The sequence below is a fragment of the Allofournierella sp. genome (genome assembly GCF_017889395.1).
Classification (GTDB): domain Bacteria; phylum Bacillota; class Clostridia; order Oscillospirales; family Ruminococcaceae; genus Allofournierella.
Map to the genome: position 1 here is coordinate 12,064 of NZ_JAGHKE010000019.1, position 15,708 is coordinate 27,771.

Annotated in this window: 12 protein-coding genes; 1 reads left to right on the top strand and 11 read right to left on the bottom strand. The window is 57.8% G+C overall.

The features are described 5' to 3' along the window. Nucleotides 1–131: 131 nt before the first annotated feature. From J7G73_RS03705 to J7G73_RS03750, 10 genes are all read right to left on the bottom strand, one after another. Nucleotides 132–821 (bottom strand): 5'-methylthioadenosine/adenosylhomocysteine nucleosidase, encoded by a 690-nt coding sequence (locus tag J7G73_RS03705; protein ID WP_291245277.1) that lies wholly within the window; start codon nt 819–821, stop codon nt 132–134. A 22-nt stretch (nt 822–843) separates the two neighbouring features. Further along, a complete protein-coding gene (ychF, locus tag J7G73_RS03710) occupies nt 844–1,956 on the bottom strand; it encodes a redox-regulated ATPase YchF (RefSeq protein ID WP_087293162.1) in 1,113 nt (370 codons plus the stop codon). A gap of 362 nt (nt 1,957–2,318) precedes the next feature. Then, the gene (locus J7G73_RS03715) at nt 2,319–3,194 is read right to left on the bottom strand and encodes an ROK family protein (RefSeq protein WP_291245278.1); all 876 of its coding nucleotides are present in this window, start codon (nt 3,192–3,194) and stop codon (nt 2,319–2,321) included. Between the two features lie 15 nt (nt 3,195–3,209). After that, nucleotides 3,210–4,703 carry a DUF3604 domain-containing protein gene (locus tag J7G73_RS03720; protein ID WP_291245279.1) on the bottom strand — a complete coding sequence of 498 codons (1,494 nt, stop codon included), beginning with the start codon at nt 4,701–4,703 and terminating at the stop codon, nt 3,210–3,212. A gap of 20 nt (nt 4,704–4,723) precedes the next feature. Continuing rightward, the gene (locus J7G73_RS03725; RefSeq protein WP_291245280.1) at nt 4,724–6,679 is read right to left on the bottom strand and encodes an alginate lyase family protein; all 1,956 of its coding nucleotides are present in this window, start codon (nt 6,677–6,679) and stop codon (nt 4,724–4,726) included. Next, complete coding sequence (locus J7G73_RS03730) at nt 6,676–8,148, bottom strand: sulfatase-like hydrolase/transferase (RefSeq protein ID WP_291245281.1); 1,473 nt, start codon at nt 8,146–8,148, stop codon at nt 6,676–6,678. Before J7G73_RS03730 ends, J7G73_RS03725 begins: the two co-directional genes overlap by 4 nt. A 14-nt stretch (nt 8,149–8,162) precedes the next feature. Further along, nucleotides 8,163–9,287, bottom strand: coding sequence for a glycoside hydrolase family 88 protein (locus J7G73_RS03735; protein ID WP_087293151.1), 1,125 nt, complete (start codon nt 9,285–9,287; stop codon nt 8,163–8,165). Nucleotides 9,288–9,365: 78 nt separating this feature from the next. Continuing rightward, on the bottom strand, nt 9,366–10,952 hold the full coding sequence (locus J7G73_RS03740; protein ID WP_291245282.1) for an extracellular solute-binding protein: 1,587 nt from the start codon (nt 10,950–10,952) through the stop codon (nt 9,366–9,368). A 64-nt stretch (nt 10,953–11,016) separates the two neighbouring features. Beyond that, nucleotides 11,017–11,910, bottom strand: a complete 894-nt coding sequence (locus tag J7G73_RS03745) for a carbohydrate ABC transporter permease (protein WP_087293147.1) — start codon at nt 11,908–11,910, stop codon at nt 11,017–11,019. 16 nt (nt 11,911–11,926) lie between these two features. Further along, entirely contained in the window at nt 11,927–12,688 is a 762-nt protein-coding gene (locus J7G73_RS03750) for a sugar ABC transporter permease (RefSeq protein ID WP_247643386.1), read from the bottom strand. A 656-nt stretch (nt 12,689–13,344) separates the two neighbouring features. Here J7G73_RS03750 and J7G73_RS03755 point away from each other — a divergent pair. Beyond that, nucleotides 13,345–15,480: a response regulator transcription factor gene (locus J7G73_RS03755; protein ID WP_291245283.1), complete on the top strand. Its 2,136-nt coding sequence runs from the start codon at nt 13,345–13,347 to the stop codon at nt 15,478–15,480. On the opposite strand, the gene J7G73_RS03760 is transcribed toward J7G73_RS03755, so the two are convergent. Then, on the bottom strand, nt 15,428–15,708 hold a 281-nt coding region (locus tag J7G73_RS03760; protein WP_291245284.1), incomplete at its 5' end, for a hypothetical protein. The two genes, J7G73_RS03755 and J7G73_RS03760, sit on opposite strands and share 53 nt — an antisense overlap.

Sequence of the window (15,708 nt, forward strand, 5' to 3'; positions counted from 1 at the left end):
CTGTCGCAAGGAGGCTTTTTCCGGTTCGCCCCGGCAGCAGGAAGAAAAGAATTGTTGAAAAAGGGGACGGCGCAGGCGGCAGGGCCTGCACCGTCCCTTTGCGTTTGTTTTGCGGCTGGTTTTGCGCTGGCTCAGTCCAGGGTCTCCAGCATCCGGGCCACAATGCGGGTGGCAGTGGTCACGTATTCACTGATGCTGAATTTTTTTACCACCAGAACCTCGTGGCCCGCCTCGTCGGCGTTGTCGCTCATGGCGCGCAGCACCACGCAGGGCACGTTGTTCTTGGCAGCGATCTGGGACACGGCCGCACCCTCCATCTCCACACAGTCCGGGTCTACCTTGGCGGCGATGGCGTTCTTGGTGGCGCTGTCGCCCACGAACTGGTCGCCGGTGGCGATCTTGCCCGCGATGGCCTTCACGCCCACCTCTTCGCAGGCGGCCATGGCGGCCTTGACCATCTCCTCATCGCCGGGGTACTCGGCGGTGAAGGGGGCGGACTGGGCGATCATGTCGTCCTGGGCGTCGTGGTAAACTACGGTCTTGCCCACAACCACATCGCCGATGCCGATCTTGGAGGTCATGTTGCCGGCGATGCCGGAGAAGATGATGCGCTGTGCGCCGAATTTCGTGATCAGTACCTGGGTGGTGGCGGCGGCGTTGGCCTTGCCCATACCGGCGCAGCAGACAACAACCTGCTTGTCACCCAGCATGCCCCGGTGGTATTCCACCCCGGCGTAGGGCTCGATGGACACACCGTCCAGCAAGGCGCACAGCTGCTCCACTTCGTCGGGCATGGCGCCCATGATGCCGATGATCTCCATTGCGTCCTCCTTTAAATCTAAATCAAACATTGAACAGGAATTCGATGATGTCGCCGTCCTGCACCACGTACTCCTTGCCCTCAGTGTGCTGCAGGCCCTTGGCCTTCACGGTGGCCATGTTGAAGTCGCAGGCGGCGAAGTCCTCGTAGTGGACCACGCTGGCGCGGATGAAGCCGCGCTCGAAGTCGGAGTGGATCTTGCCCGCGGCCTGGGGAGCCTTGGTGCCCTTGCGGATGGTCCAGGCGCGGCACTCCTTCTTGCCATCGGTCAGGTAGGAGATCAGGCCCAGCAGGCTGTAGCTGGCCTTGATCAGGTTGTCAAGACCGGTGGCCTCGATGCCCATCTCATGCAGGAACTCCTTCTTCTCCTCGGGGGAGTAGTCGGCAATGTCCTCCTCGGTCTTGGCGCAGATGGGAATGCACTCCGCGCCCTCCTCGGCGGCCAGCTTCTTCACGGCCTGGTAGTGCACGTTCTCGTCCATTCCCTCCATCAGGTCGTCCTCGCTCATGTTGGCGGCGTAGATCACCGGCTTGTAGGTGAGCAGGCCCATCTCTTTCAGCTGCAGAGCCTGGTCCTCATCGTCCAGGTCGAAGTCGAAGCTGCGGGCGTTCTTGCCCTTGCCCAGATGATCGGCCAGCTGCTCCAGCCAGGCAGCGGAGGCGCCGGCCTTCTTGTCGCCGGTCTTGGCGGCCTTGGCGAAGCGGGCAGCCCGGTTGGAAACAACCTCCAAATCGCTCAGGATCAGCTCGGTATCAATGGTCTCGATGTCACGCAGAGGGTCCACGCTGCCGTCCACATGCACGATGTCGGTGCCGCCGAAGCAGCGCACCACATGCACGATGGCGTCGCACTCGCGGATGTTGCCCAAGAACTTGTTGCCCAGGCCCTCGCCCTTGGAAGCGCCCTTTACAAGACCGGCGATGTCCACGAACTCCACGATGGCGGGGGTCTTCTTGTTGGTCTCCCAGATCTCGGCCAGCTTGTCCAGCCGGGCGTCCGGCACGGGCACGATGCCGGTGTTGGGGTCGATGGTGCAGAAGGGGTAGTTGGCCGCGGCGGCGTTCTTGGTGCTGGTGATGGCGTTGAACAGAGTGCTCTTGCCCACGTTGGGCAGGCCCACGATACCTAATTTCATAATTCGATCTATCTCCTTAATTTTTCTTGCGGGTCCAAGAGTGGGCGGGTGCAGCGCGCTGAAATCGGCGCTGTTTCCGCCCGTTGCGCACGGATCGGATGCGTTTTCCTTTGTGCGGTTCCTCGCATGCCCTGTTCCGGAAAAAAGAAAAGAGCATACCAATACACAATAATGATAGCACACAACCTTTCTTTTCTCAAGGTGCATTGCGGAGGATTTTTTTGCGCCGGCCGAAGGCGTGGCCCGCCCGGCTGCTGGGCGGATATGGGGGTTCGTGAGCTTGTTTTTGACATAAAACCGGGGGACTGTTGCGCAACTTTCGTTTTGCAACAGCCCCCCGGAGTCGCGGCCTTGCGGGCTGCTCAGGGCAGCAGCGGCCGGACCGCGCCCAGCAGGGCGGCGCGGTTTCCCAGCAGAGCGGAGGATACCTTGCAGCGGCCGCGGGAATGGGGCGGCAGGCAGCGGTCCATGCAGGCCTGCAAAGCAGGGGTCAGGATCTCCTTCTGAGCAGAGATTCCCCCGCCCACCAGGATCGCCTGCAGATCGAGCAGCAGGGTGATGTTGGCGAAGATCCGTCCGGCTTTTTGCGCCCAGGATTCAAACAGATCACAGCACAGAGGGTCCTGCAGGCGCAGCCTCTCGAAGAACGCTTCTCCGGTCAGGTCAGGGCAGCCGCTCTGCGTCTGCGCTTTGCGGATCAGTGCAATGGCGGAATCCTCCAGCTCCCAGTAATGCCGGTCGTCCAGGTAATCCCAATAGCCGAGTTCACCGGCGCAGAAGCTGCTGCCGTTCCAGGGCCGGCCGTTCAGCACCAGTCCACCGCCGATGCCGGTGCCGAAGGCCACACAGAGAAAATTGTCCAGCCCCTGTGCGGCGCCCAGCCAGTGCTCCCCCAGTGCGGCCGCGGATGCGTCGTTGACGATGCAGACCGGCTGAGCGAACCCCGCCTCATCGAAAAAGGACCGCGGACAGAAGCCCTGCAGGGCGGGCAGATTTTCCACTCCGGCGCAGACCATGCCCCGCTGCGGGTCAACGATTCCCAGCGAGCTGATGCCTATGCCGCGGATGGAACGGGTTTGCGGGTCGTTTAAAATCTTGCGCAGGCTCTGCGCCAGCTCCGCCCGGGTCATGGCGGCGCCGGTGGGCAAAGAGCCAAGCGGCTGAATGCTTCCGTCGGCGCGGACCAGAGCGTATTTCAGCGTGGTCCCGCCAATGTCGATTGCGAGAAATTCATCCATGGAACGGCCTTCCTTTTATCCAAAATATACGGGAGTCACAAATGCACAGGAGCCATTGGCCTGATAGACCTCCATGTGATAGAAGTCTTTTCCGCCGTGGGTGTCGTCCGTCAAGGTCCCGCTGACCGAATATTCGGTTTCGGTGAAGATCGGATGGACCTTGAAGGCCTGCGAGTGATAGGGCTTCATGTGGGCGCTGTAGCCGCCCTCCATCAGCTGCTTTACGGTGAGGGTCTGCCGGTGGCCGTTCACATCGATGGTGAGCTGTGTTTCGGGGCTGCCCTCCAGCTCCAGAATGACGGAGCTGGTCAGAGGATGCAGCGGAGAGACATTCTTCACGCTGAAGCACTGCCAGCTTGCCCGCTGTGCGCTCACCTCCAGCAGCTTGCTGTCGATGTCGTTCACATCGTCGAAGCCGTCGGTGTTGGTGGAGGAGGGAGCCAGAACGCTGCGCCCGCGGAAGCAGGGCTCAACGCTGAGGATGCTGCCGTTTTCCACGGTCACATTGCCCAGCCAGCGGAACAGGTCGGTCTTGTTGTTGCCCCAGCCCATCTCGATGCGAAGCTTGTAATGATTGTCGTCGGGGGAGGGGAAGAGCATCAGGCCCTCGTCGATATGGATGGGACGGAGATTTTTGAAAATAACCACCTTGTCCAGCTTGTAGCAGCCCTTGACGCGATATTCAATCCTGCGGGGCGCGTCGTCATCCGGGGAGAGGATCGAGCCCATGGGGGCGCCGTTCACGGAAAATTCGCACTCGATGCGGTCGCCGGTCACCGCATAGGTGCGGCGTGCCAGCATGGCCTGCCAGATGCTTTCGCGGGTTTTCTCCTCCGCCCAGACGGCCATTTTTCCATCGCCGTAGGAGCCGGGGAAGCCGGCATGGTGGTCGGTGGAGCCCACGAATCCGAAGTGGTATCCCCGCCGAAGACCCTCGTAAACGGTGTTCCGACTGTCGCGGGGGCCCATATTGTGGTAATAGGGATAGGGTGCGGTCTCGCTCATGCCGCAGCCGTGCTTGGAGCACACCTCGATCAGCGGCGTAACCGTTTCGTCGAATTTGTCCCAGTTGATCCCCCGGTAGCCCGGGGTGTAGGCGATGTGATGGCAGACGGTCAGCGCGGGGACCTTGCAGTCCTCTTTCAGCTGAGCGGGGGAGTCCCGATAGATCAGCGGCAGGCTGTCGCTGGGGGAAACAATATGGTGATCGCCATATTCGCTGGAGTGCATCTCGTATGCCTGGAAGGTGACAAGCTCCTTGCTGTTGCAGGCGGCCAGCTGCGCGGCAACCTCATCCCAATGCGCTCTCAATTTTTCAAATCCCGCCTGATGAAAGTCCACCACAAATGCGGTTTCCTCTGTGCGGTCGGGGATATCGGGCCACATGGCATGGCCGGTCACGGCGCAAAAATCCAGATGGCTTTTTGCCCGCTCCAGTGCGTTTTTCAGGCTGCCGTAGCCGTAAGTGATCCCGCAATGATTGTGGATGTCGCCCCATAACAATTTCATGATAATGCTCCTTTAAATAGTTACCAGCTCAGCACGAAGGGCTGGGCGTCTGGCTCGAATACGATGGCTTGACCATAGCCGCAGCTGTCTGCGGCGCAAAGAAGATTGCCTTTTCCAATGATCTCCTTGCGGGAGAACAGGACCGCGCGCTGACCGGCCGGGCAGGAGATGGAAACGGCCTGTGCGTCCTCATCGGTCAGGAGGCTGTGGTCCAGCGCCTGGGTAATGGGCATCTTTTCCGCCACAAAGTCCGCGCTTTCGCCAAAGCCGATCACGGTCAGGAGCCCCTGGTTCTGGGGGAAGAGGCTTTGCACGCGCAGGCAGTCGGTCTGCTGCAGAAGGTTGTAGGTGGGGGAATAGGGAGTTTTGTGCAGGGAAAGCGCGGGCTGGACCGCAAAGCTCTGGACCCTCGCGCGCACCGCTCCGTTTTCAAATGCGGCACCGTTGGCGGTGAGAGAAACCTTGCCCGGACCAAAATGGAAATTCTGCTCCAGCTGATGCTCGCCGACGCCGAAGATGCTGTCGAACAACACCAGGATGCCGGGCTTGCAATAAACCACTTCCCGGCGCACGAAAAGCCCCTTGTGCGCGTAGCCCAGATGCATGCCGCTCGCATATCCGTAACGGTCGTTCTCGAAGTATTCGCCCTTGATCGGTTTGGCGATCCGGCCGAAGCGCCAGGAGGCGCAGCAGTCGGTAAAGTCCTCCTGGTCGATGCGCAGCGTATTGTGCGCCGAGGATGCCTTCAAGCCGGTGCGCATGGGCCCGTTCACATAGGTGTACCGGCCGGGGTCCACTAGAATGTCCGCCCCGTCTGCGCTCAGATCCAGGTGAAGCAGATCGGCGTGGCCGTGGCCGCTGCCCAGGGGCCCGCAGCGGAAGCGCACCCAGGCAGCCTTTTCCCCCTGCCCGCAGCGGAAATAGTAGTTGCCGCTGTGGGCAAAGGCCTGGCCCCGGTCTGCCGCCTGGGCGCAGGGCAAAGCGAGATAGGCCCGGACTCCGGCCGCGCCCATCCGCCAGAGGTTTTCCAGATCCGGCTGGTCGTAACTGCCGGAGCGCAGCTGTGCGTCCTGGAAAAGGAAGGCTGCAAAGGTGAGGATATCCCGCACATCGGTGTTGTCCGAATCGCCGCGCATGGGCTGGTGATGGTTGGGCTTTGCCTCGCCCAGCGTGGCAAGACACATGGCATGCGTTCTGGCCAACAGCTCCTCATCCAGAGCAAGGCCTTTCTGCTTTGCCAGGTGGATCAGCTCAAGATAACACCAGAGCACCTCGTGGTGGTACATGGGGGACTGCTCCCAGTGAACGCCGTCCGCAAGAACCTGTATATGGATCTGCCGGCCCAACCGTTCCCACAGGATCGGCAGCCGGTCCGCGATTTCCGCCGAGCCCTGCCCGACGAGCCAGGTCCCGGCAAAAACCGCGCCGTGGTTGGCAAGAACGCCCCAGTTGCTCAGAAGATGGTAGGCGTCCATGCACTGGAACAGAAAGTCGAAGTGCTCCTTCAGGCTGCCGCGCACAAGGGAAAGAAAGCCGGGGGACAGAAGGTCAAGGGGCTGGAGCAGCTCCAGGCAGCGCACCCACACAGCGGCGCGGATGCCGGTGTCCAGCGTGCGCCAGCTGTTGTGGTTTTCTTCCTCGGAGCGCGGGCAGTTCTCGATGAATTCCTGCACGACGCGCACAAAGCAGTCCAGATATTTTCGGTCTTCGGTGAGCAGATAGGCAAGCACCACATCGAGAAGGTAGCTCTGCCGGGCCAGCATGACCGGCCATTCCACATCGCCGGTTTCCAGATAGCGCCAGCAGATGGGGCCCTGGAAGGTCACGGGCTGATGGGTGGCTTCCATGTCCCAGCGCCGGGTGAACACAAAGGTGTTGGCGCACACCAGATCGGCCTGCGCCAGAAGCTGCCGGATGCGCTCGGGATGATAAAGAAAGGAAAGGCGTTTCAGTTCGTGGATTTCGTCGCGTGTCATACAAGTACCCCCTGCTTTGCTTCAAGCGGTTGATAATGGCGCACGAATGCGGCCAGATCCGTGCTGGGCAGCCGAAGCGAGTCGTGGGTCCGGCGCATGTGGTCCAGCAGAAGCTCCAGCATTTTCTGTGCCAGGGGAAGGCAGTCTGCAGTGAACAGAAGGTTCTGTGTCTCCTGCGGGTCGCTTTCCACATCGTACAGCTCAAAATAGACCTCGTCCTTGAAAACATCCGCGATCAGCTTGTGGGAGCCGTGGACGATACAGCGCTGAAAATTGCTCAGTGCGCCGTTTCCGTCAAACTGGAGGAAGACATCCTTTTGCGCTGCCTGGTCGGGATGACGGATCAGCTCGTCCAGGCAGCGGCCCTCACACGGAGGGGTGGGAAGCTCCAGATAGTGGCACAGGGTGGGAAGCACATCGATGTGGCTGACGGGCCGGCTGACGTGCTGGCCGGCGTGTGCCTTGCCGGGCAGGCGGATGTACAGGGGAACATGCGCGGATTCCTCATACATGCACATCTTCTGGAACAGCCGGTGAGACCCCAGCATTTCGCCATGATCCGAGGTGAAAACGATCAGGCAGTCGTCGTAGATGTTCTGGCGCTTCAGCTCCTGCAGAATGCGGCCCACGCAATCGTCCAAAAGACGCACCAGCCCCAGATAAACGCGCCAGCTTTCCTTCCATTGGCCCAGAGTATAGCGGCTGCCCACCACGCCCGTCAGATTGTACATCTGCAGCGGCGATTGATAGGGGTACCAGCGGCCCACGTTTTCGGGCAGGCACACATCGGCTTCACTCAGCTGTGAATACCAGGGGTCCGGAATGTCAAACGGGGGATGAGGGGCCAGGAACATGGCGCTCAGGAAAAGCGGCCTGGAGCGATCGCGTTGCCGCAGCCCTTCCAGCGCCCGGTCGGTGAAATACCCGTCGAAATAAAAGGCAGGCCCCTCTTCGTAGCAGCCGGTCTCGGCGTTGGAGTAGTTGCAAAGGCGGGTGTAGCGCCCGCCTGCCATCTCCGGCACAGGGGTGCGGAAACGAGGGCCGCCGGGGGCGCGCTTTTGTGCGTTTGCCAGGAACTGCTTGTAGCTTTCCTCGGTGGAAAGCCATCTGGTTTTGCTGCCGGGATCATCCTCCAGCTTGCCGCCCTCTGTGAAAAGGTGCTGCTTTCCGCTGTGCAGGCAGTCCCAGCCGTGGTGTTCCATCAGATGATACAGATGCTCGATCCCCGCGTGGACCTGGCCGCTGGCCGCATCCTGGGCGAACCAGGGGTTGATCCGGCTGCCGTTTGTGTTGGGGCAGCAGCCGGTGAACAGGGCGCCCCGCGCAGGCACGCACAGCGGGCTCGCGCAGTAGGCACGGTCAAAGCAGACGCTTTCGGCGGCAATGGAGTCGATGTTGGGGGTGTGGCCCTTGCCCAGAACATCCCAGCGCAGCTGATCGGCAACGATCATGATCAGATGATGCTTCATGGCGGTCACCTCATTTAAAACAGACCGGGAAGTCCTTTCCACTTGGCAAGTGCTTCCACAAAGAAGAAGTCGCCGTAGATGATGGGTACGTTCACATGGCGGTTCGCGGGATAGCTTACCGTGCCGTACCGAATGATTCCCTGGGTGGTGTCGTCAAAACAGGCGCAATGATCTACCATGCTCTGCAAAAGTTCCAGAGCGCAGTTGGTGAAAAAGGCGGACTCCTCCGGGTCGTCCACCAGGCGGGCGATCTCCAGCATTCCGCTGGCGGCGCAGCAGGCGGCGGAGCTGTCCTTCACCCAGGTGTCCTTCTCTTCGGTGCAGAAGTCCCAATAGGGGACCTTGTCGTCGGGAAGGGAGGACCAGAACTTGCGGGCGACCTTCTTGGCCGCATCCAGATAACGCTGATGGCCGGTTTCGCGATAGGAGATCGCCATGCCGTAAATGGCCCATGCCTGCCCGCGGGACCAGGCCGAGTCGGCGGATTTGCCCTGCCCGCCCATGTTTTCGATCTTCTCGCCGGTTTGCGGGTCAAAGTGCACGATATGGGGAACGGTTCCGTCCGGACGCAGGAAGCTTTTCAGCACGGTGTCTGCATGTGCAACGGCAACCTGAGAAAACCGGGGGTCATTCAGTTCCTTGGAGGCCCAGTGCAGCAGGGGAATGTTCATCATGCAGTCGATGATGGCCCAGCCCTGGCTGTCTTCAAAGACCTCGTCGTTCCAGGCGCGAATGAACCGCCCGTTCAGATTGAAGCGACCCATCAGATGGCTGGCGGCCTTCAGGCCCCGCACACGGGATTCCGGGCAGCCGGTCTGGCGATAATGGGCCACGGCGGTGGGCAGCCACATGAAGCCCACGTCATGGTGGATGTGCATGTATTCATCCAGAGGGCGGTCCTGCACCTGCTCCAGAGCGATGGCTGTTTCCAGCAGCTTCGGGTCAAAGGTTTCCCGGTAAGCCAGCCACAGCAGGCCGCCCCAGAAGCCGCCGGTCCAGAAATTGGGCTTTTCGCTGTTGTATTCCCCGTGGGGGCCGATTGCCACATGGGGGAAGCTGACGCCGATCACAGGGCAGTTGCGGCGGATCTTGTCCAAGGAAGCCTGGTAGGCCTGTTCCAGTGCAGCGGTATTGATCATAATGAACCTCCTAACGATTGAAAAAAGACGAGAACAAAGGCGGGGAACAGACTCCCCGCCTTTGGTTTGTTTTAAAAATCAGCTTGCCATATAGCGGTCATAGGCGGTCTGGTTGATTTCGATGGCACGCTCGATGCCCTTATCCTTCAGAGAAGCGATGAATCCGTCGTAGCTGCTTGCAAAATCCTCAGAGCCCAGAACCCACTTCTGGATCATCTCGGTCACATAGGGGGTAACGCTGGCCATGATCTTGCTGTATTCAGCATCCTCTTCGGTGGTGTATTTCAGAGCAAGCTCGCCGTTCAGCTGAGGAATGGGAGTATATACATAGCCGGCTTCCTCATACATCTTGTTGCCTTCCTTGGCGATGTCGTTGCTCCAGGCCTCTTCGTAGGCGTAATCCTGGATCATGCCGATCCGGTACTGAACGCCGTAGTTGCGCAGCTCGGAAAGAGCGGTCTTGTCGGTTTTCATGATGGCATCGGTGTACTGGATGTTGCCGTTCTCGTCGCGGGTGTAGGTAACGCCTTCAATGCCGTAGTTGATCAGATCGTTGCCCGCATCGGTGAACCAGAAGTCGAAATACTTGATCGCTGCCACGGGGTCCTTGCACTGAGAGGAGATGCCCCAGCCGGGGTTGCCGACGCGGCTGGTATGAGCGATGCGCTGGCCTTTCTGGTTTTCCACGGGAGCAATGGGCAGGAAGGAGAAGCCGGGGATGGTGTCGGCCAGCTTGTCGTTGTATTCTGCGTTGCTGCTGAACCAGTCGTTGCAGTAGCCGCCCTGGTTAGCGCCCAGCAGGATGTCGCGGGCGTTGGAGCCGCGGGTGAACCATTCCGGGTCGATCAGGTCTTCGGAGTACCACTTGATGGCATTCTCAATGGCCAGCTTGAACTCCTCCTCCATGGGGCCGAAGGTGATCTTGCCGTCGCGCACATAGAAATCCTCGTGAGCGTCCCACAGGTTCAGCACGTCGTTGAAACTCTTGGTGCCCTGGCGGCTGAAGAAGGGGATCTCGTCCTTCTGGCCGTTTCCGTTGGGGTCCTGCTCACGGAAGGCCTTCAGCACGGTGTACAGCTCATCCACGGTGTTGGGAACCTCAAGACCCAGCTTTTCCAGCCAGTCCATACGGATGAAGTCGCCCTCGGCAACGGTGATGGTCTGGAGCTTGGGAATGACGTAGATGTTTCCGTCCTCGGAGGTGGCGATTTTGCGGAATTCCTCGTTTTCCTCCAGAACCTTTTTCAGATGCGGAGCATGCTCGTCGATCAGATCGTTCAGGGGAATCAGGCCGCCGTCATGGCCCAGCTTCTCCAGGTCAGACATCTGCTTGTAGCTGATGATATCCGCCAGCTTGCCGGAGGAAAGCATCAGGTTGAACGCGGTGGTCTCGTCCGAGCTGCTCTGGGAGACGCTGCTCTCCAGGGTCACGTTGGTCATCTTGGCAGCTTCCTGGAACACCTGCCACTCCGGGTTGAAGGTGATGTTGTCGAAGATGTTGAAGAAGGTGAAGGTGACGGGCTCGGAAGAGCACAGGTAGGGGCTGTCCGAGCTGGCGGATGCAGAGCCGGACCCGGCGGCTCCGGATGCGGCGGCTCCGCCGCATCCGGTAAAGGCCAGCACGGCTGCCAGCCCGATGGAAAGAACAGACAATGCTTTTTTCATGGTATCCTCCTTATAATTCGCGTGGATGTATAAAATCAGGATAAGCTTCCTGAAAGTACGTCGGTCAGCCCTTTACAGCGCCCAGCGTGGCACCGGATTTGAAGTAGCGCTGCAGATACGGGTAGGCAACCAGCATGGGGATCACTGCAAGAATGATGATGGCGTAGATGATGGTGTCGGGGCTGGTGGCGGAGGAAGCGGTGACGATGGCTGCCTCCTCGGCACCGGCGACCCGGTCCACCAGCAGCTTTTTCAGCATGACCTGCAGGGGGAGCTTTTTGTCGTCGGTCAGGATATTCATGGCCCAGAAGTAGTTGTTCCAGCGGGACACCGCATAGAAGGTACCCACGGTGACCAGGGCCGGCTTGGAAAGGGGCAGATAGATGGACCAGAAAATGCGGATGTTGCTTGCGCCGTCGATGAAGGCGGCCTCCTCCAGAGAATCCGGCAGCTGTTCAAAGAAGCTGCGCAGAATAATCAGGTTGTAGGCGTTGATGGCAAAGGCCAGAAGAATGGTGATCCGTTTGTCCAGCATGTTGTAGTTGCGCAGCGTGAGGTACAGGGGGATCATGCCGGCCTGAAACCAGAGGGTGAAGGCCACAAGCAGGGTGAAAAACTTCCGGGCGATCAGGCGCTTTTTGGACAGCGCGTATGCCATGGTCGCGGTGAAGAACATGTTGAACACAACACCGAATACGGTATAGAAAATGGTGTTGCCGTAAGCGCGCCACAGGCCGGGGGTTTTGCAGGCGGCCTTGAAGCTTTCCAGCGTGAAGCCCTTGATGGTGAACATGACCTCGCCGGACTGTACGGCGAAGGGATTGCTCAGCGAGCAGATCAGGATGTAATAAATGGGATAAAGCGAAAGCACGATGATCAGCACGCAGAGGATTGTGGAAAAAATTTCGTAGGAAAGCTCGCCCTTTGTGCGGGCAATGTGATTTTTCTTGTGTTTCATTTTCGAAATTTCCTCCTTACCAAAGTGCGCTGTCGGAAACCTTTTTGCTGATCCGGTTGGAGATAACGACCAGGATCAGAGCAATCAGAGATTCGAACAAGCCGGCGGCGGTAGCCAGGCCGAAGTCCTGCTGCAGCAGACCGGTACGGTATACATAGGTGCCGATCACGTCTGCGGTCTGGTAGGTGGCGGGCTGATAAAGCAGGAGGACTGCCTCGTAGCTCACCTTTACCAGTTTGCCGATGTGCAGGATGAACATGATGACGATGGTGGGCATCAGACCGGGGATGGTGACATAACGGATCTGCTGCCATTTGGAAGCGCCGTCCACCTTTGCGGCCTCGTACAGCTGGCGGTCGATGCCCATCAGCGCGGCGATGTATACGATCGCGTTGAAGCCGGTTTCACGCCACATCATCATAAGCGTGTAGATGGGGCGGAACGCGTCGGGGTCCACCATGAAATAATGCTCTTCAAAGCCAAGGTTGCGCAGGATAACGTTCACAAGGCCGGTGCTGGGGGACAGGAAGCTGATCACCATGCCGCACACAACCACCAGAGAAATGAAATAGGGAACGAAGGTGACGGTCTGTGTGATCTTGCTCAGGGTCTTGTTCTTCATTTCCGTGAGCAGAATGGCAAGGATGATGGGCGCCGGGAAACAGAACAGAATGTTGAACAGGCTGAGCATCAGCGTGTTTTTGATGGTGCGCAGGAATACATCGTCGGAGATGAATTCGATAAAGTTCTGAAGACCGACCCATTCACTGCCGGACATGCCTTTCCACGGGTTGTAGTCCTGAAATGCAATGGCAAGGCCTCCCATCGGCACATAGGCGAACAGGATAAACCAGATCAGGCCCGGAAGAAGAAGGAGATACAGATCCCAGTCTTTTATAAAGCGTGATCTGAAACTCGCCTTGTTCAGTGGGCGCTCTGTTCCGCCGGCGGGCTTGTTTTTAGCGGCGGCAGAACGTGCGGCAACGGTTGCGGATTTCAAAAGTGAGTCACCCTTTCAAACGTGTTTTGGCTGTGAAGTTCATCGAGGAACCCCGCCTGACAGGTTTGATTATAAAGAGTGCGGATTTGAATGTAAATCTCGATGTTTTTGAACGAATTATTGAAAAAATTACATAGAAATTTCATTTTTTGGTTGTTGTGTACAACCCGGAGGGGGTGGTTTTATTTGTTATGACTGACTTTCCGGTGAAAAATATCGGGTTTTCCGAATGCCCGTATGGAAAAGTAAATATAACCGGATGGCGGGGGTCGGGGCTGTGTCGCCGGCGTGTTTGTGTCCTGGAATGTTTTTTGTTATAATGTTCGATAAATAAAAGCAGAGCATGTGCGAAAAAAAGAAAAAGGGAGAAGATGACGGTGGAAAAGCATCCATACAAGTATACCCTGAGTATGGCTTTTATTGGCGTTTTTTCAGTGGCACTGTTGCTGTTCAGCCTGATGTATTTCTTTGCTTTGACCATCAAAGAAACCGGCAATCAGAAGGATATCATCCTGGAATACACCTCCTCCAGATTCGACACGGTGAACACCGAGCTGCTCACCGTGTTCACCATGTTCTCCCATCTGCAGAATACCCCGGAGCTGCAAAAATTTGGGGAAAGCAAGAACCAGCAGGATATGTATTTCAATGCGATTGCCGCGCAAAAGCAGATTGCGGAGAGCATGCTGATCTCCGGCCGGCTGAATTATTACACGATCTCGGCGGTTTATATCAGCGAGGAAAACGATCTGGTGGTCATGCCCACGCACAGCGAGTCTCTGGAGCGGTTTGCCCAGATGATCGGAACCGAGGAGAAGGAGATCCGGCGGATCTACGACAAGCTCAAAAAGCAGGCCTACGGGCATGACCTTCTGCAGGTTGGTGACCCGGCAACCTGCGGCATGATCAACTATCTTACCCTGCAAAATTATATAAATGGCGATCTACTGTTTGTGCTGTCCATCGATCAGCGGAATTTTAAAGAGACCTTCGGGGATCTGCCCTGCTCTGACTGGATGATCTGCTCGCAGGATACGGTGCTGGTGGGGAAAAACGATGATCTGCAGGTCTACCAGCAGATGAAGGAGCAGATTGAGGAGCATGATTTCACGCTGCCGTCAACGCTGGCGCCCCTGGGCTTCAAGGTGGATGGCCAGAATATCATCGGGGCGCAGTTTTCCGAGATCGGCTGGACATTTTTTGCGAGCTATCCGCCCTGGCTGTCCGGGGGAGTGGGGCAGACCTTTGTGCACCTGCTCCCGCTGATCGTGCTGATCGCGGGCAGTGTGCTGCTGGCGAAAAGGCTGTATCGCCATCTGTATGCGCCGGTGGAGGAGCTGCTGACACGGATGGGAGGCAGCCTGGAAGAGGATGTGAATGAGTTCGATTACATCTGGAAACGGACCTCGCAGATCTCGCAGAAGGCCCACCAGCTGGATGCCTCCCTGAGCCACAGCCAGCAGAAGCTGGTGGAGCAGACCATCAAAAACGCTCTGCTGGATGATAATTTCCAGGAAGAGGAGCTGGCCCTTCAGCTGGGGAATACGGTGTTCGTGGTGGCGCTGGCGGAGCAGGCGGAGGAAAACCTGGCGAGCGATGTTTTTGAGGATGCCAAAAGAGCGCTGAGAGCCCAGATGCGTCTGTCCTGCGATCAATACTATTTAAATATGGGCGATGCCGGGTTTGCGATGGTGTTCCATTGCGATGACACCAAAAAAGCGGTGCAACGGATTCAGGAGCTGTTTGCGAAAACGGGCATCTCGCTGCAGGTTCAGCTGCGAGTGGCCCTGAGCAGCCCGGCAAAGGGCCTGAAAAACCTGCACATGCTGATGGAGCAGTGCAACCATCTGATGGAATACCGGCATAATCTTCCCAACCAGATGTTCATTGCCGCGGAGGATGTTGCCAAAATCTATTATAAAGGGTATTATTACCCGTTGAAAATTGAAACAAGTTTGGTCCAGATGACCCTTTCCGGAAAAGAGGGCGCGCTGGTAATGCTGGAAGAGGTAATGCACGAAAACCTGGTAAGCAAGATCCTGTCCAACGAAAACAAAAAGAGCTTTGCCTTTGCGCTGGTATCCACGATCAACCGGATCTATCAGGAGCTGCAGCTGGAGGAGACAAACGATTATCCGCCCATCAACGAGCTGCTGGACTGCAAGGATACGGAGCAGCTGCTGCAGAAGATCCGCATGACGTTTGCCCGCATTGTGCGCAACACCTCCAGCCGTGACGCGGACCTGAAGCAGGATATGGGCAAGCATATGCTGGAGTACATCCAGCAGAATTACCGGAAGGATATCTCGCTGGACGACATGGCGGAAAACCTGAACGTTTCGCCCAAATACTGCAGTGCGCTGTTCAAAAAGCAGACCGGTCAGACCTTTAAAAAGGTGCTCAATGAGTACCGGATCGAACAGGCGAAACAGATCCTGCGGCAGAATCCGGACACCAAGGTGGGGGAGCTGGCGCTGGATGTTGGCTTCAGCAGCGCCAATACCTTTATCCAGGTGTTCAAGCAATACACGGGCACAACACCCCACCAGTTTGCGATGCGCACCGATTAAAAAACAAAAGAACACCGGAGAACGCCCTCAGGGGCTGCTGGTGTTCTTTTTTTGTCCACATTTCTATTGTATAATAAATATAATAAGCTGAAAAAATCCGGGCCGCGGGGGTATCCCTGCGGCCTGATAAAAGAAAAAGGAGCGGGAGAATATGCCCAACCAGAAAATTTTGATCGTGGACGATGACCAGAACATCTGCGAGCTGCTGCGTTTGTATCTGGCCAAGGA